Origin of the sequence: Sphingomonas cavernae (assembly GCF_003590775.1) — a bacterium.
GTDB classification, from domain to species: domain Bacteria; phylum Pseudomonadota; class Alphaproteobacteria; order Sphingomonadales; family Sphingomonadaceae; genus Sphingobium_A; species Sphingobium_A cavernae.
Window position 1 is genome coordinate 1,296,508 of the sequence record NZ_QYUM01000003.1, and the last position, 17,562, is coordinate 1,314,069.

General features: G+C 63.5%; 15 protein-coding genes. 11 read left to right on the plus strand and 4 right to left on the minus strand.

Annotation, left to right across the window (positions count from 1 at the left end):
• Positions 1-43: 43 nt before the first annotated feature.
• Entirely contained in the window at positions 44-1,300 is a 1,257-nt protein-coding gene (locus tag D3876_RS13890; RefSeq protein WP_119763089.1) for an acetyl-CoA C-acetyltransferase, read from the minus strand.
• A 267-nt stretch (positions 1,301-1,567) separates the two neighbouring features.
• On the opposite strand from D3876_RS13890, the gene D3876_RS13895 reads away from it, so the two are divergent.
• From D3876_RS13895 to D3876_RS13910, 4 genes are all read left to right on the plus strand, one after another.
• Entirely contained in the window at positions 1,568-3,238 is a 1,671-nt protein-coding gene (locus D3876_RS13895; protein ID WP_119763091.1) for an MFS transporter, read from the plus strand.
• Between the two features lie 178 nt (positions 3,239-3,416).
• Complete coding sequence (locus tag D3876_RS13900; RefSeq protein ID WP_119763093.1) at positions 3,417-5,606, plus strand: TonB-dependent receptor; 2,190 nt, start codon at positions 3,417-3,419, stop codon at positions 5,604-5,606.
• 43 nt (positions 5,607-5,649) lie between these two features.
• Positions 5,650-6,690 carry an NAD(P)H-dependent amine dehydrogenase family protein gene (locus D3876_RS13905; RefSeq protein WP_119763095.1) on the plus strand — a complete coding sequence of 347 codons (1,041 nt, stop codon included), beginning with the start codon at positions 5,650-5,652 and terminating at the stop codon, positions 6,688-6,690.
• A 39-nt stretch (positions 6,691-6,729) separates the two neighbouring features.
• Positions 6,730-7,668: an SDR family NAD(P)-dependent oxidoreductase gene (locus tag D3876_RS13910; protein ID WP_119763097.1), complete on the plus strand. Its 939-nt coding sequence runs from the start codon at positions 6,730-6,732 to the stop codon at positions 7,666-7,668.
• Between the two features lie 102 nt (positions 7,669-7,770).
• Here D3876_RS13910 and D3876_RS13915 read toward each other — a convergent pair whose 3' ends face one another.
• Genes D3876_RS13915 through D3876_RS13925 form a run of 3 tightly spaced genes read right to left on the minus strand, consistent with a single transcriptional unit; the run spans position 7,771 to position 10,539 of the window.
• Entirely contained in the window at positions 7,771-8,640 is an 870-nt protein-coding gene (locus tag D3876_RS13915) for an SDR family NAD(P)-dependent oxidoreductase (RefSeq protein ID WP_119763098.1), read from the minus strand.
• The gene (locus tag D3876_RS13920; protein ID WP_119763100.1) at positions 8,637-9,857 is read right to left on the minus strand and encodes an MFS transporter; all 1,221 of its coding nucleotides are present in this window, start codon (positions 9,855-9,857) and stop codon (positions 8,637-8,639) included. Before D3876_RS13920 ends, D3876_RS13915 begins: the two co-directional genes overlap by 4 nt.
• A gap of 22 nt (positions 9,858-9,879) precedes the next feature.
• Entirely contained in the window at positions 9,880-10,539 is a 660-nt protein-coding gene (locus tag D3876_RS13925) for a TetR/AcrR family transcriptional regulator (RefSeq protein ID WP_119763102.1), read from the minus strand.
• Positions 10,540-10,629: 90 nt separating this feature from the next.
• Here D3876_RS13925 and D3876_RS13930 point away from each other — a divergent pair, with 90 nt between their 5' ends.
• The 7 genes from D3876_RS13930 to D3876_RS13960 all read left to right on the plus strand — a co-directional run bounded on the left by D3876_RS13930 (position 10,630) and on the right by D3876_RS13960 (position 17,554).
• Entirely contained in the window at positions 10,630-11,982 is a 1,353-nt protein-coding gene (locus D3876_RS13930; RefSeq protein WP_119763892.1) for a hypothetical protein, read from the plus strand.
• Entirely contained in the window at positions 11,979-13,400 is a 1,422-nt protein-coding gene (locus D3876_RS13935) for an acyl-CoA reductase (protein WP_119763104.1), read from the plus strand. Before D3876_RS13930 ends, D3876_RS13935 begins: the two co-directional genes overlap by 4 nt.
• A 104-nt stretch (positions 13,401-13,504) precedes the next feature.
• Positions 13,505-14,260: an SDR family oxidoreductase gene (locus tag D3876_RS13940; RefSeq protein ID WP_119763106.1), complete on the plus strand. Its 756-nt coding sequence runs from the start codon at positions 13,505-13,507 to the stop codon at positions 14,258-14,260.
• A gap of 72 nt (positions 14,261-14,332) precedes the next feature.
• Positions 14,333-15,697, plus strand: coding sequence for a spinster family MFS transporter (locus tag D3876_RS13945; RefSeq protein ID WP_119763108.1), 1,365 nt, complete (start codon positions 14,333-14,335; stop codon positions 15,695-15,697).
• Between the two features lie 17 nt (positions 15,698-15,714).
• Positions 15,715-16,017, plus strand: coding sequence for a DUF1330 domain-containing protein (locus D3876_RS13950; RefSeq protein WP_119763110.1), 303 nt, complete (start codon positions 15,715-15,717; stop codon positions 16,015-16,017).
• A gap of 15 nt (positions 16,018-16,032) precedes the next feature.
• Entirely contained in the window at positions 16,033-16,749 is a 717-nt protein-coding gene (locus D3876_RS13955) for an alpha/beta hydrolase (protein ID WP_119763112.1), read from the plus strand.
• A 16-nt stretch (positions 16,750-16,765) separates the two neighbouring features.
• Positions 16,766-17,554 (plus strand): acid phosphatase, encoded by a 789-nt coding sequence (locus tag D3876_RS13960; RefSeq protein ID WP_119763114.1) that lies wholly within the window; start codon positions 16,766-16,768, stop codon positions 17,552-17,554.
• Positions 17,555-17,562 lie beyond the last annotated feature (8 nt).

Sequence of the window (17,562 nt, forward strand, 5' to 3'; positions counted from 1 at the left end):
ATAGCGCCGTTACCGGGAAACAAAAGGCTGCGCAGACAGCCATTCAGACACGCTCGATGATGATCGCGGGCGCCATCCCGCCCGCCGCGCACATGGTGATCAGGCCGTAACGGCCGCCGGTGCGCTCGAGTTCGTCGAGCGCGGTGCCGATCAGGATCGCGCCGGTTGCACCGATCGGATGGCCAAGAGCGATCGCGCCGCCATTGGAGTTCAGCCTTTCGCGATCGATATCCATGTCGCGGATGAACTTCTCGGTCACCACGGCAAAGGCTTCGTTGACCTCCCAGACGTCGATATCGTCCTTGGTCAGGCCTGCCTTTTCGAGGACCTTTTTCGCCGCGGGTACGGGCGCATTGAGCATCAGCGTGGGGCAGTCGCCGACATTGGCCGTGGCGACGATACGCGCGCGAGGCTTGAGCCCCGCCGTCTTTGCATAGCTTTCAGATGCAAGCAGGATCGCCGCAGCACCATCGACGACGCCCGAGGACGTCCCCGCATGATGGAGGGGCTCGATTTTCAGCTCGGGATATTTCTGATTGATGAGTTCGCGAAAGGTTGGGCCGTCCTGTCGCGATGGCATGTCCGCAAACATGGCAAAGGCCGGCTTCAGTTGCGCCAGTTGCTCCGCAGTCGTGTCGGGCCGCGGATATTCCTCGTGATCGAGGATCACATCGCCGTCATCGTCGAGGACCGGCACGGTCGATTTGGCGAAGCGGCCTTCCTGCAGCGCAATGGCTGCGCGGCGCTGGCTTTCTGCGCCGAAGGCGTCGAGCTCTTCGCGTGTGATGCCTTCCATCGCTGCGATCGCGTCGGCGCAAACGCCCTGGTTCGATTGCGGGTGCTTGTCCTGCAGCCGCATATTGCCCGTGCCGATGCCGCCGGCTGACTTGACGCCGGCTTCGCGCAGCGACTGGCCATACCAGGTGACATAGGACATCATTTCGGTGCCGCCCGAGATCACTAGGTCTTCCATCCCCGACATGATCTGGCCGGCCGCAAGGTTGGTGGCGGTGAGGCCGCTACCGCAGAAGCGATCGAGCGTGACGCCCGATGCCTTGACGTCATAGCCCGCGTCGAGCGCCGCCATGCGGCCCATGTCGCCGCCTTGCAGACCCATCTGTGCGCTTGTGCCCCAGATAATATCGTCGACGTCGGCCGTGTTCAGATTGTTGCGGTCCTTGAGCGCCTTCAGCACGGTCGCCGCGAGATGCTGGGGGTGCATGTGCGACAGCGCGCCCTTGCCCATCTTGCCCACGCTGCGGGGGGTGCGGACGACATCAATGATATACGCCTCGGCCACTTCTCATCTCCTGCTTTGACGTGGGCGCACGGGCCCCTTTCAACCGGCTATTGCATGGCGCAAAGCCGCACGCCACTCCCTCTCCAATCGCGAGGGCGATTGATCGCTCTTGCGCGCGCGCGCGCGGCCGCTCCAGTGGCATCCAGTGGGCGGAACTCCGGCGAAAATCGTCCATGTGATCCGAACCCGCAGCAAGGTGTCTCCCGGCTTCCCACAAGCCGAAAGGGGGGATAGGAGAAAGGGCAGGGGCAATCGAAGGAGCGCGCAATGGCAGCACGAGGCGGCAGCGAAAGCGCGCGACACGGCGGTGCTTTCGAACCGCTCCGAGAGCCGGTTTTTCGCCGCATCTGGTCTGCCAGTGTCCTTTCCAATTTCGGTCAGCTTATCCTTGGCGTGGGCGCGGCGTGGGAGATGACGCGGCTGACCTCGTCCGCCAGCATGGTCGCGCTCGTCCAGACCGCGATGATGCTGCCGCTGATGCTGGTCGCGGTTCCGGCGGGCGCGGTTGCCGATATGTTCGACCGCCGGCGTATCGCGATGACCGGCCTTGGCTTTTCAATGGTCAGCGCCGCGGTCCTGACGGTGCTCGCCTTGCTGGGCCTTACCTCACCCTGGGTGCTGCTGGCCTTTTGTTCGCTGATCGGCGCGGGCGTCGCGCTCTATTCGCCGGCATGGCAGGCGTCGATCAGTGAACAGGTCGAGCCGCAGCAACTGCCCGCCGCAGTGGCCCTGGGCACGATCAGCTATAATGTCGCGCGCAGCTTCGGGCCGGCGCTGGGCGGCCTGATCGTGCTCGCCGCGGGCGCACAAGCGGCCTTCGCCATCAATGCGGTGTGCTACCTCCCGCTGTTTGTCGCCTTCTTCCTCTGGCAGCGCAAACATGTGCCCTCGCGGCTGCCGCCTGAACGGATCGACCGCGCGATCGTTTCGGGCGCGCGCTACGCGTTCCATTCGGGGCCCATCCGCACCGTGCTTCTGCGGGCTTTCCTGTTCGGGCTTGCAAGTGCTTCGGCAGCCGCGCTGGCGCCGCTGATCGCCAAGGACCTGCTGCGCGGCAATGCCAGCACTTACGGAATCCTGCTGGGTTCCAGCGGGGTGGGTGCAGTCGCCGGCGCGCTGATGGTCAACCATTTTCGCGCGATTTTCGGAACCCAGGCCACCACGGGGTTCATGGCGGTAGCGGGAGGACTCGCGCTGATGCTGGTGGGGTTCAGCCGCTCGCTGCCGCTGACATGCCTCGGCCTGCTCGTGGCCGGCGGTGCGAGCATCATCATGATCGCGCTCTTCAATATTTCGGTCCAGCTCTCTGCCCCGCGATGGGTCACGGCGCGTGCGCTTTCGCTGTTTTCATCGGCGCTCACCGGCGGCATCGCCTTTGGCGCCTGGATGTGGGGGATGGTCGCCAATAGCTGGTCGGTTGACGTGGCGATCGTTGCATCGGGCGTCGCGCTGCTGGCGATGCCACTGCTGTCCATGTTCCTGCCGCTGCCCGAGGCCAGTCACGCCGATGTCGCGCCGGTCGAGCTGTTCCATGAGCCGGAGGTTGGGCTTGCGCTCACGCCGCGATCCGGTCCGGTCGTGATCGAAATCGACTATGATGTCGATCCGGCATCGGCGCGCGACTTTTATGACGCGATGCTCCAGGTCCAGCGAACACGACTGCGCAACGGCGGATTTAACTGGTCGCTCGCGCGCGACATCGCGGACCCTTCGCTCTGGACGGAACGTTACCAGTGTCCGACCTGGGGCGATTATCTGCGGATGCGCGACAGGCACACAGCGGCCGACATGCAGGCGCAGGAACTGGCGCGCTCGTTCGACCGCAAGGCTGGCAAGGTGCGAGTCCGACGGCGTCTCGAAAGACCTTTCGGTTCGGTTCGCTGGCGCGCGGATTCGCCGGATCCGCAGCAGGACACGGTCGGCTATCTCGGTCCGTAGGAAATTGCCTGATTCGAGCTGATTACACCGGCATGATCGGGCATTGACCAATGTTCATTGATCACGGTTTTCGATGAATAGTGAAGAAAATCGAAAAAGGATGCGCGCCGTCCGCGGGCTAAGGTGCGCCCGCAATGAGAGCGCCCGGCAACGGGCGCCCAATGACGGGGAGGCATTAATGACCAGAATTCGGCTGCGCACTACAACCGCTTTTGTCGGCCTTGCCGCACTGGTGTCCTTGCTTCCTCAAGCTGCCATCGCACAGTCTGCCGATGCGGCGGCGACGGAGGATGAAGGCGACATGATCGTCGTCACCGCGCAACGCCGCTCCGAACTTTCGCGCGATGTGCCGATCGCCATCACCACGATCACCGGCGATCAGCTCACCACATCGGGCGCCACCTCGCTTTCCGACATTTCCAATGTCACGCCGGCACTGCGTTTCGACGCCGCGGCTACGTTCGTTCAGCCGACGATCCGCGGTGTTGGCACGGCCGTCACGAGCTCGGGCGGTGGCGCCAATGTCGGCATCTATGTGGATGGCTTCTACTCACCCAATCCGCTCGCCGCGGATTTCCAGCTTATGAAGCTGCGCAGCGTGCAGGTGCTGAAGGGGCCGCAGGGCACGCTCTTCGGCCGCAACACCACGGGCGGCGCGATTCTCCTCACGACAGCGGAGCCGACGTCGGACGCCAATGGCGAATTCGAAGTAAGCTATGGCCGCTTCGATACGCTGACAGTGCAGGGCTACGCCACGGGCGGCGTCATCGAGAATGTCGCGATGGATGTGGAAGGCCTGTTTCGGCGCGGCGGCGGCTTCGTCCACAACATTACGACCGGCAGCGACAGCGATGGCGAGTTCAGCAACTGGTCCATTCGTACCGGCCTCAAGGTGGACTTCACCGACAGCGTTTCGTTGCTGCTGCGCTACCAGCACACCGACAATGATGATCCGACCCTGATGAATACCAATATCTATGTAGGGGACGATATCGGCGGTGCGGGCACCAACCTACCGTCCAGCTTCTATGCCACCGATCCGGATGAAGTCGCGACATCGGGACCGAGCGAATTCCGGTTCAACGGCGATGTCGTCCAGGCGACGCTTCGGGCCGATCTCGGCTTCGGCGATCTCACGTCCTACACCCAGTATCGCGATGAAGAGTCACTGATCGTCGAGGATCTCGATCACACGGCAGCGCCGATCTTCCTTCTGCACATCCCCGTTCGGAACAAGACATTTTCGCAGGAACTGTTGCTGACCTCCAAGCCTGGCACTCCGCTTCAATGGACCACCGGCCTCTTCTATTTCAGCAACAAGGATATCTGGCGCACCCGTCTCGGCACGCCGACGCCCACCAACCCGCTGGCGAGCATCCCGATCGGTGGATCCGGCACCACAACAAAGACCTATGCCGCCTTTGCCGATCTTACCTATGAAATCACGCCGCAGCTCTTCGTGACGGCGGGTGCCCGCTACAGCCATGATGTTGTCGACGATCCCTACTACATTACGCCCTTTTCCGGCGTGCAAACCTTCGTTCCGAAGCTGAAGGACGACAAGGTCACGCCGCGTTTCGTGCTGCGCTACAAGCCCACCGAGGAATCGAGCATCTATGCGTCGTTCACCATGGGCTACAAGGCGGGCATCCTCGATGTCGGCGGTGCGACCGGCAATATCGTGAAGCCGGAAGACATCAAATCCTATGAAGTCGGCTACAAATATGCCGACGGCAATCTGTCGGCCGACGTGTCTGCCTATTATTACGACTACGATAACCTGCAGGTCTCGCTGTTCAGGGGCAATCCCCCGTCTGCGCAGATCATCAATGCGGCACGGTCGGAAATCTACGGTCTGGACGGCCAGATCAGCTACCGCTTCAACGAGCATTTCGACATCAATGTCGGCGCTGCCTACACCCATGGCCGCTACAAGCAGTTCACTGATGCGCCGATCTATACGCGCTGCACGGTTTTGGCCTGTGCGGCGCAGGGCATTTCTTTCCTGGTCATCCCGACCGATCTCAGCGACGTTACGATGCAGCGCACGCCGGAGTTCACCGGCAATCTTGGTATGCGCTACAAGACGGAGGTCGCCGGGGGCGAGCTCGCGCTCTCGGGCAACCTCTACTACACGTCGAGCTTCTTTCACGGTCCTTCCGGCATCCAGTTCAAGGAAGACGGTTATGAAGTGCTGGCGCTCCGCGCCCAGTGGACCGATCCATCGGACAAGTTCACGCTCGCCGTGTACGGCGACAATGTGACCGACAACCGCTACCGGACACAGGTGCAATACAATAATTTCGGCATCGGCAACGTGTGGAGCGCGCCGGCGACCTGGGGCGTACAGGCAGGCGTGAAGTTCTGACGTCGCCTGCTATCGATCGTTTAGTGCAGCGGAGAGAGAAGCAATGACGGATGCCAGGACCTACAAGGTTATCCAGTGGGCAACGGGCAATGTCGGCGCGCGGGCGCTGCGTACGGTCATCGAGCATCCGCAGCTCGAACTGGTCGGCCTGTGGGTGAGTTCGCCCGAAAAGGCGGGCAAGGACGCCGGCGAGCTGGCGGGTATCGCGCCTTGCGGGATCAAAGCGACCAATTCGGTCGACGATATGGTCGCCACCGACGCGGATTGCGTCCTCTATATGCGGCAAGGCACCGATATCGACGAGGTCTGCCGCCTTCTGGCTTCGGGCAAGAACATCGTCACCACGCGCGGCGACTTCCATCATCCGCGCTCGATGGACCCCGACGTTCGCGCGCGCGTCGAGCAAGCCTGTCTGGAGGGCGGCAGCTCGATCTACAGCACGGGCTCCAGTCCCGGCTTCGTGACCGAAGCGCTGGCCATTCCGCTGCTTTCGCTTTCAAGGCGGCATGAGTGCCTGACGATCGACGAATATGCCGATATGTCGACCCGAAACTCGCCCGACCTGCTGTTCAACATCATGGGCTATGGCGTCTCCCCGGGGCAGTTCGACCAGCGCAAGGTCGATTATGTGAAGCATGACTTTGCTTCATCAATGGCGCAGATCGCCGACGCCATCGGGCTCGAGGCTGATGAATGGGACGCGGTGGGCGAGATGTCGGCTGCGACGAACACGGCGGAAATCGCCGCCGGCACGATCGAGGCCGGTACCGTCGCCGCGCAGCGCATCACGATCACCGGGCTCCGCGGCGGAAAACCGGTGCTGCGCTTCCGCGCCAACTGGTATTGTTCGCGCGATATCGAGCATCCCGAATGGGAGTTGCGCGAGTCCGGCTGGCGCATTCGCGTGGAGGGTGACACGCCGCTCGACGTCAACATCACCTTCCCGGTGAAGCCCGAGGATTACGCCGCGTACACCCCGGGGCTGACGGCACACCGCGCGGTCAACGCAATCCCCGCCGTCTGCGAGGCGCCGCCCGGTATCCGGACTACCGTGGACCTGCCCCACGTGATCGCGAAATTCTGAATAGCAGGCGGAGTTGTCCCGCTTCCGGAGACACCATGCATGAGCAAAATCCGCTTTGACGGGCGCACCGTCGTCATCACCGGTGCGGGCGGAGGGCTTGGCCGCGCCTATGCGCTCGAAATCGCCGCGCGTGGCGGCGCGGTCGTGGTCAATGATCTGGGCGGATCGGTCGCCGGTGGCAGTGGCGCATCTTCTGTCATGGCTGAGGAGGTCGTGGCCGAGATCAAGGCGGCAGGCGGCGAAGCCATCGCCGATGCCAGCGACGTCGCATCAGCGCAGGGTGGGCAGGCGATGGTGCAGGCGGCGCTCGATGCGTTCGGGCGCGTCGATGCGGTCATCGCCAACGCGGGCAATATGCGCTTTGGTCCCTTCGAGGAGCTGACCGCCGACGATCTCGATGCGCTGCTGGCCGTCCATGTGCGCGGATCCTTCAATGTCGCGCAGGCCGCCTGGCCGCACATGAAGGCGCAGGGGTTCGGTCGGATCGTCTTCACCACCTCCTCGGGCGGGATGCTCGGCCTGCCGCAACTCTCTGCCTATGGCGCCGCCAAGGGCGGGGTCATGGGGCTGATGCACGGCCTTTCCGAAGAAGGCCGTCCGCACGGCATTCTCTGCAATGCGATCATGCCCAATGCAGCCAGCCGTATGGCGGCCGCCATGGGGCCGGGCACACTTGGCGAAAATCCCTGGGTCTCGACGCTCTATCCCGCCTTCGATCCGCGCTACACTGCGGGGCTGGTGGCGTTCCTCGCGCATGAAAGCTGTACCTCGACCCACGCCGTCTATTCAGCCGCGGGCGGGCGCATCGCGCGGGTTTTTGTTGGCGCGACACGCGGCTGGAACGGCCCGCTCGAAGCGCCGCCGACAGCCGAGGATGTGGCCGCGAACTTCAGTCAGATCAGTGACGATGCTCGCGGCTATGAAATTCCCGCCAATGCTTTTGACGAATTCCGCATAGTAGCGGAGGGGCGGGCCTGATTCCGACTGCGACATGTGTGCTCCGGGCCTGACCCGGAGCCCATGTCAAAAACCGCTCGGCGCCCGGATACATGGGCTCCTGCCTTCGCAGGAGCACTGACTTCAATATCCCGCCACGAGTTTCTCGCTGACCTCCCAAAGCCTGCGCGCTGCGTCGTCGTCCAGTGCGGCGGGAGCAGGGGACAACTCCTTGCGCTCGTGGAAATAGCGCCCGTTGCTCCACCCCGGTTCGTCCGCGCTCGCCAGCCAGACAAGCGTGTCGGCGGCATCCTCGGGCGTGACCGAGATCTCGCGGATCGATTCCATATAGGCCTTCATCGGCGCGTCGCAGTGGTTCGCGAAATTGCTGTCGACCACGCCCGGATGCATCACGTGCGAGACGATGCCGTCGTCCGCCACACGCCGCGCGAGTTCGCGAGCGAAGAGCACGTTGGCGAGCTTGGCATGGCAATAGGCCGCCCCGCCGACAAAGCCCTCGGCAAAGGTCAGATCGTCCCAGTTGATCTCCGGGCAATGCTCATGACCCGTGGACGACACCGCGACCACGCGCACCGCTCCCGGCGCCGATTGCGCGGCCGCCGCCCTGAGGCCCGGCATCAGCTTTTGGGTCAGCAGAAACGGCGCGAGATGGTTGCCTGCGAAGGTCGCTTCATGGCCCTCGGGGGTGATCACCCGCTCTGCACATACACCACCGGCATTGTTGAGCAGCGCGTCGATGCGGGGCGTTGCCCGCGCGATATCGTCCGCGACGCGCGCCACATCGGAGAGCAGAGACAGGTCGCCGCGGATCATGGTGAAGTCGGCATCGGGCAGTGCCCGCAATTCGGCTTCTGCCTTGGCGCAGCGGGCGGGATCGCGGCCCACGCCGATCACGCGCCAGCCCTGCTGAAGGAGTTGGCGGGCCGCCGCTTTGCCGACGCCGGCGCTTGCGCCAGTGACCACGGCCACCCGCTTTTCGGAGGTATCGCTCATGCGGTCGCTCCTTGCATCATCGGTGGACGGCGTCCCAATGTCAGGAACAGGAGAGCGCCGACCAATGTCGTGCAGGCGCTGAGCATCAGGAAGGGCGCATAGCTGTCCCATTGGCTGAGCGTATAGCTGAGCGTCAGCGCGCCAATCGCGGAGCCGCCCGCAATCGCTGCCCCCACCAGTCCCAGAACCAGGCTGAAGACGCCAAGCCCGAAGCGCCGCGACACGAGATAGGCGGCAATGTCGCCTTCCGCGCCCTGCGCCATTCCCATCAGCGCGACCGACATGGCGAGGACCAGCGTCGCGTCAAAGGGAGAGGCCATCAGCATCATGCCGATAGCGGGAGTTCCCAGTGCCAGCGCTGCGACATGATGCGGCTGTACCCGATCGAGCGACAATCCGCAGGCAAAGCGACCCGCAATGACGCCCATCGCGTAGATCGAGACGAGCCATGTCGCGGTCTGCGATGCCGCGCCGCTGTCCATCAGCACCAGCTTCATCTGCGCCGAGGCGAGGCCCTGCGGAATGTTCACCAGCACCATGCCGACGATCAGAACCCAGAAGGCCGGGTTGCCAAGGATCACGCGGTAATCGCTGCCGTGGCTTTCCGCAGGCTCATGTACGACGTGCCTTTCGCCCACATGAGCGGGGGTCATGGACACCGCCAGCAGACCGAAGGCGAGCGTTGCGACGCCAAGCACCAGATAGGCCGTCCGCCAGCCCTCCGCGTCAATCAACCAGTCGAGCATCGGTGCGAAAATAGCGCCCACCAGCGGTGGCCCCGTCATCACGATCGAGAAAGCAAGACCGCGCGCACGTTCGAAGCGCTCCGCGACGATGCGGGTGTAGACGGGCGAGGTGGTGAGTGTTCCGACGACGATCTGCAGGACGGCGATCGCGAAGAACGCTCGGATGTCGCCGGATTGAAAGGCGTAGGCGACATAGGCGATAGGGCCAGTAAGTACGCCGATCGCTGAGACGGCACGCACGCCGAACCGGTCGGTCAGGCGCCCGGTTATCGGCTGCATCACGATCATCAGAAGGCCGAAGCTGGCGAGCAAAGCGAACTGCGACCTGGCCCAGCCAAATTCGCCGATCAGTCGGGGCGCAAAGATGCTCGCGGTATAGGCGTTGAGGCCGATGCCGAAGCCGAGGCCCATCGTGGCAGCCAGGAGTGGCCGCCAATGTGTTCGCAACTCACCCCAATAGGCCGAAGCCATCCTCTTCTCCTCTATTTTTTGTTCAGCGTGGCCGGACCCCGTTGAGGAACAGGCGGACGGCAGTTCCAATCCAGTCTTCGATCTCGTCCTGGCGCATGGCCTCACCCGAGGCGAGAAGACGGACAGGGCCGCCGACCACCATGCTCATGAAGACATTGGCTGCCATTTCGGGGCGCTCTACGCAAACCGCCCCGGCGCTATCGTGTCGGCGGAACAGATCGGTGAGAAAGTCGATCACCGGCTTTGCGCCCTGCTCGTAGGACAGCGTGAAGATTTCGGGAAAGCGGTAGGATTCGGTGTTGATGACGCGCCGCAGCTTTAACCCCTCGGGCGTCATCAGTTCGGCAATGCGCGTCCGGGCAACAGCGGCGAGCGTCTGCTCGAGATCGTCGCTTACCAGTGCATGCAATGCCGCAGGCGACATCCGGGTGCGCTCGATCGCCCGCTCGACCGTCGCAAGGAACAGCGCCGCCTTGTCCTCATACCGGGCGTAAATCGTGCGCTTGGTCATGCCGACCGCGGCAGCCACGCCCTCCATCGTCGTCAGCTCGAAACCCCTGTCGAGAAACATGTCGAGCGCGATGTCCAGTAGCTCGGCCTGACGTGCCTGGGCCTGTTCGCGGGTAGGGCGGCCGGCGCGGCCTCTGGCCTCGGGGGCGATGGTTTCGATGCTTGCGTCCATGTCGGGGCTTGCGCTCTCTGCCGAATCGTGAATAATGAAACGTATCAGGTGCTATTAATGCAATCCGGCAAAACGAGCAAGGAGCAAGTGATGGGAGAGGCGGCGGATCGGCTTACCGGACTGGCGAGTTCGGACGACAGGTTCAACATCCCTTATGCGGAACTGCGCGCGCTCCAGGTCGAAGCGCTCAACGAACGATTTCAGGAGAACAAGGGCACGATCAAGCTGCTTTCCCACCGAGCCCGCGAAGCGGGGCTTTCGGAGGTGCGTTCGCTCGACGACGCGGTGCAACTGCTGTTCCCGCACACCGCGTACAAAAGCTACCCGGAAAACTGGCTGCTCGAAGAGCGCTGGGACAAGCTCACCAAGTGGCTCAGCACGATTTCGGCGCATCCCATCCGCCCGATCGACATGGAGGGCATTGCCGATGTCGATGACTGGATCGACCGGCTTCAGGCAGCCGGCCATTTCATCTCCTGCTCCAGCGGCACCACCGGAAAGTCGGCGATGCTGATCGCCTCGCAAAAGGACATGGACTGGTCGAAGACCGACACGGTCAACGTCTTTTCCTGGGGATCGGGCGTGCAGCCACGGCGTGACCGCAAGATCATGGGCCTGGCGCCGGTTGCCAAGGTGCCGAAGAACGAGGTCATCGGCGAGGCGCAGCGCGAAGCCTTTGGCGACCCGACAAAGGAGCCCTTCCATTATCCCGTGCCCGCGATCACCGTCGGTTCGCTCACGCGGATGGTCGTGCTCCGCAAGGCGATCGCCGACGGCACCGCGCGCCCCGGCGACATCGCCGAGTTCGAGCAGACCTCACGCGAACGGCAGGAGGCGATGGACCGCGCGGTCGACATCGCCGCGGACGAGATGATCGCCCACCGGCACGACAAGCTCTACATCGCGGGTATGTGGAACGCGCTCTATCAGGTCGCCAGGGCCGTCCGCGAACGCGGCTACAGCGCGAAGGACTTCGACCCCGACAATTGCATCTATATCGGCGGCGGCTTGAAGCGCGCGCAACTGCCCGAGGACTATCAGCAATTCGTCCACGAGACCTTCAACATCCCAGAAGGGCGCCACTTCCAGAATTACAGCATGCAGGAACTCAATTCGGGCATGCCCAAGTGCCGCGAGGGCAACCGCTACCATGTGCCGTCGTGGATCGTGCCGATGATCCTCAACAAGGACGGCGACGCGCTGCTGGCGCACGACTATGATGGCGAGGTGGAAGGCCGTGCCGCGTTCTTCGACCTTTCGCTCGATGGCCGCTGGGGCGGTGTGATCACCGGCGACAGGATCTCGCTCGACTACGGCCCGTGCGCCTGCGGAAATGCCGGTCCGTCGATCCGTGACAATATCGCCCGCTATGCCGACCTTGAAGGTGACGACAAGATCGGCTGCGCGGGCACCGTCGATGCTTATGTGAGAGGTGTGGCATGAACGTGATGGAAAAGAAGCCCGAGGCCGATGCCGTCGTGGAGCCGATCCGGGTCAACCATTTCGTCCGCGGCAAGCTGGTCTCGGGCGACGCGATAACGCACCGTTCGCGCGACCTTGGCGTCGATTTCGTGACGCCCGAAATTGACCTCAACGCTCTCGTCGCGCCGCGCTCCGAATTGCCGCCGCTGCTCGACGTTCCGACCAGTGAGATCATCGACTTCCTCGTCGAAGCCGGCCAGCGGATGGACTTCGAGACCAATCCCTATCTGCAGGAAGCGCTCGAGCACACCGTCAAGGTCAACCCGCTGCCGCAGCGCGTGGTCGAGAATCTGTTCCGCCGCGCCAAGCATTTCCTGACGCGCGAAGGGCTGATGTGCAGCATAGAATCCAGCTTCCTGAATCCGGCAGCGCTCGATGGCTGGATCGAACGCACCGACATGCGTGGCAACAAGGGCGCACTGCGCGCCTTCCCGCCGCGCATGGTGCACATGCTTGCGGGCAATTCACCGACGGGGTGTATCTCGTCGATCGCGCAAGGCGCGCTGGTGAAGGCGATCAACGTCTTCAAGATGCCGTCGAGCGATCCGTTCACCTGTGTCGCGATGCTGCGCACCATGGCCGATGTCGATCCCGACCATCCGGTGGTCCGTTCGATGTCCGCGGTCTATTGGCGTGGCGGCGACGAGCGGATCGAGGGCACGCTCTATCGCCCGCAATATTTCGACAAGATCGTGGCCTGGGGCGGCGGTGACGCGATCCGCAACGTCATCAAATATATCGGGCCGGGCATCCAGATGGTATCGTTCGATCCCAAAACCTCGATCTCGATGATCGGGCCTGAAGGCTTCGAATCCGCTGAACTGATTGATGAGGTGGCCGATGCCGCGGCGACCGATGTTGCGACGATGAACCAGGAGGCATGCCTCGCCAGCCGCTTCATCTTCGTCGAAGGCGAGCGGGAGGGCGTCGAGACATTCTGCGCCCGTTTGCAGGAGCGGCTCGGCGTCGATCGTGAAACCGCATCGGCGGTAGCGCATCCCCTTCCCGTGGAAGTGCGCGACGAGATCGAGATGCTCCAGCTCATGGAGGATGACTGCAAGGTCTGGGGCAAGGCGGACGGCCGTGGACTCGTGATCCTGACCGACGAACCCGTTGATTTCCATCCGAGCAACAAGACCGCGAACGTCGTTCATGTGAACTCGCTCGATGATGCGATCCGCTACGTAAATGTCGCGACGCAGACGATCGGCATGTACCCGCCCGAAAGAAAGCGGGCGATGCGCGACCGGCTGGCCAGCGCCGGCGCCCAGCGCGTGGTCCGGCTCGGCGGCGCCGCCAAGCATGTGATGGGCGGCGCGCATGACGGTATGCTTCCGCTGCAACGTTTCGTGCACTGGATGAGCGACGAGGACGCCTGAGCGATATCTGGTCGCACCGGGCACGGTTGGGGCCAAAACATTTTACAGCGACACGTCACCGCGCAATCACGTGCTGAAATATCGGCAAGTGGGAGGAGCGGATCATGACGCTGAGTCTGTCGGGCAAGGTTGCACTCGTCACGGGCGCGTCGTCGGGCATCGGCGAGGCGGCGGCGCTCGCGCTTGCGGAAGCGGGGGCGAGCGTTGCCGTCTCCGCACGGCGCGCCGACCGGCTTGCCGATCTGGTCGCACGGATCGAAGCTGCTGGCGGCAAGGCGCTGGCGCTGGCGGGCGATGTCGCGGTGGAGGCCGAAGCGACCATGGCAGTCGCGGATACGGTTGCCCGGTTGGGGCGCATCGACATCCTCGTCAATTCGGCGGGCGTCATTCAGGCGGGCGGCGTCGAAAGCCTGCCGCTGGACGAGTGGCGGCGCGTCATCGATATCAACCTGCTCGGCACGCTTTACACGTGCAAGGCCGCGATCGGCCCGATGAAGGCGCAAGGGGGTGGGGACATCATCAACATCTCCTCGACCGCAGGCCGCCGCGCCGCGGGTCTGTTCGGCCCCTATTCGACCAGCAAGTTCGGGCTCACGGGCCTTACCGAGGGGCTGCGGCAGGAGGTCGGCGGCGCCGGCATCCGCGTCGCCATCGTTGAGCCGGGCGCGACCGAGACCGAGGTCGCGGCCGGCATAGGCGATCCCACGATGCGCGCCGCGATGCAGCAGCATGTCGGCAAGGACGGGGCGATGCAGCCGTCCGACATCGCTGACGCGATTGTTTTCATTGCCTCCCTGCCTCCGCGCGCAAATGTCTCTCAAATCCTGATAAGGCCGACCATCGATACGGCAGCCATGTAGTGCGGCTGCGTTTCGGCAGGACCGGGCGCCGTTGACCAGGAGACGCTTTGGCCGGCACGAGAGGAGAGCTGCATGGCAGAAAGTATCGTTGCGGAGGATGGCCTCCGCACGGAAAGCGTCGTCCCTGCGCGGGCGGAGGATCGCCTCCCGGCTTTCCCATATCGCGCTTACGTCCTGTTTGTATCGGTGCTGGTCGGTGCGTGCAGCACGCTGGATCGGCAGATCCTTACCATGCTGGTCGAGCCCATCCGCAAGGAGTTCCAGCTAAGCGACCAGCAGGTCGGCCTGCTTACCGGGCTTGCCTTTGCGCTGGTCTATGTACTTGCCGCCATTCCGGCCGCACGGCTGGCCGACCGCTGGTCGCGGCGCGGCGTGGTCGCACTCGCGGTATCGGCATGGAGCTTCATGACCGTCGTCTGCGGTTTCGCCCAAAGCTTCGTTCAGTTGTTTCTCGCGCGCGTGGGCGTCGGGCTTGGCGAGGCGGGCGGCAGCGCACCCATACAGGCTCTGATCAGCGACTATTTTCCACAAAAACAGCGCGGTACGGCACTTTCCATTTATTTGCTGGGATCGCCGATCGGCATGGGCGTGGGGCTGGCTTTTGGCGGCTGGGCGCTTGCCGAATATGGCTGGCGCTGGGCCTTCATCCTGGCGGGCATTCCAGGGCTCATCATCGGCCCGCTCGTATATTTCACGATCCGCGAAGTGCGCGCAGGGCTGGCCGACGGCGTCAAGCAGACCTTTGCGCAGCCTCCCTTCGGCGAGACGATCCGGACGCTCTGGCGTATCCGCACGCTGCCGCTGATGATGCTTGCGGCAACCGTGCAGGCGCTGATCGGCATGGGGATGCACGCCTGGATCCCCGCCTTTATCGAGCGGTCGCATGGCCTGGGTTCGGTCGAAATAGGCGCGAAGCTGGGCGCGTTCGTCGCCACAGGCTCGATCCTCGGTCACATCTGCGGCGGGCCGCTCGCCGATATTCTTGGGCGTCGTGACATACGCTGGCATCTCTGGACGCCCGTGATCGCAGGCCTGCTGGCGGTGTGCGCGGCGGCACTCGCCTTTACGGGGCCCGTCGATTACGCTTTCCCGCTATTGGGCATTCAGGTTTTCCTGACGGGGCTGTTCGCCGCGCCGATGATCTACATCTGCACCACGCTGGCGCCGGTCTGGGCGCGCGCAACATCCGCAGCCTGCTCGATGTTCATCATCAACCTGATCGGTCTCGGTCTTGGTCCGGTGGCGATCGGCAAGCTCAGTGATCTGCTGAGGCCGAGCTATGGCGATGAATCGCTTCGCATGGCGCTGCTCTGTTCGCTCGTCGTCGTCATTCCGGCGGCGCTCTGCTTCCTGCTCGCCAGCCGCACTTACAAGGCCGATTTCGAAGCCGCCCGCATACGCCTCGGCGAGGCGTCGCTGCCCGCAATGCGCCACTGAACCGAAGGAGCAACACATTGCCCGCCTACATGATCTTCACCCGGGACGGCCCGGTGTTCGACCAGGCCGAGATGGATACCTATAGCAGCAGCAACCGCAGCCAGGCGAGTAATTTCGTTCAGAAATATGGCCTCAAGCCACTCGCCGTTTATGGCGCGATGGAGGCTTTTGAAGGCGAAGCACCGGACGGCATCATCATTCTGGAGTTCCCAAGCGCAGATGATGCGCGGGCCTGGTACAACAGCCCTGAATATCAGGCGGCGGCCGAGCATCGGAAGAAGGCAGCGAACTACCGCGCTGTGCTGGTCGAGGGAATCTAGGAGAGGGGGCGAGGAATGGCAGTTTTTGTTCTCGTGCATGGCGGTGGGCATGGCGGTTGGTGCTACCAGTTCGTCGCGCGGCGGCTTCGCGCTGAAGGCCACGAGGTCTATACGCCGTCGCTGACCGGTCTTGCCGAACGCGAGCATCTGCTCTCGCCCGACATCGATCTCGATATGCAGATCACCGATGTTGTGAAGCTGCTCCACTTCGAGGATCTGCGCGACGTCATTCTGGTCGGCCACAGCTATGGCGGCATGGTCATCACCGGCGTCGCCGACCGCGCTGCAGACCGGATCGATCATCTGGTCTATCTCGATGCGGCCAACCCGGTGAACGGCCAGTCGCTGGTCGATGTCGCCGGACCGTTGATGCTTCTTGCGCGGCAAATGGGTCGGGTCGTGGACGGGGTGGAACTGGTGCTTTTCCCGGGTAATGACCCGATGAGCTTCTATGGCGTCACTGATCCCGATCTTATCGAGTGGATGAAACCCAAGCTGACGCCGCACCCCTGGAAGTGCTTCGAACAGAAGCTGGTGCTGGACAATGAGGACGCGCTCTGGGCCATCCCCCGGTCGCACATCATTTGCACGTCCACCATCGACGGCCGCGACATCGAGGCGCTGAAGGCAACGAGCGACGGCCGCGTCTGGGACATCGATACGGGTCATGACCTGATGATCACCGAGCCGGAAGCAGTCACCGGCTATCTGCTCAAAATCGCAGCGCTTTGAACGGCGAGGGGAAATCATGAAATTTGTGATCGCGTTATCGATTGTTGCAGTAGCAGCGGCAGGTGCATCGGCAGAACAGCCGGCACAGCGGCCCGCGGGATCGATGTTGGGCAAGGGCTATCTCACACCGGGGCCGATGCCGGACAGCATTGTCCTCTCGCCCGCTCCCCCGGCGCCCGGCTCTGCGGCGGAGGCGCGTGACGTTGAGGCGGCCAAGGCTGCACTTCCGCTCAGAGGCAGCGCACGCTGGGCGTTGGCGACTACCGATGCCGATCTGTTCAGCCCCAAGTCGACAATACCGCTATCCTGCGCCGCCGGGGTCGATATCAGCCCTCAAACCACGCCGAAGCTGGAAAGGCTGCTGCGCAAGACGACGGCCGATCTCGGCCTGTCGACTGCGGCGATCAAGAAAGCGCACCAGCGCCCGCGGCCATTCATGGTCAATGGCGAGCCGACCTGCACGCCCGACTGGGAGCCGATGCTGCGCAAGGACGGCTCTTACCCATCCGGCCACAGCGCCATCGGCTATGGCTGGGGGCTGATCCTTGCCGAACTGGTGCCTGATCGTGCCGCCAAAATCGTCGCGCGCGGACGCGCGTTCGGGGACAGCCGCCGCATCTGCAACGTTCACTGGCTGAGCGATATCGAGGAAGGCCGCATCGCCGCAGCGGCGACCGTCGCGCGACTGCATTCCGATCCGGCTTTTCAGAAGGACCTGAAGGCGGCGCGTGCGGAGCTCAAGAAGGCCAAGGCACAGCCATCCAATTGCGATGCGGAAGCGCAGACGCTCAACGCCGTGCCCTGATCCACGCC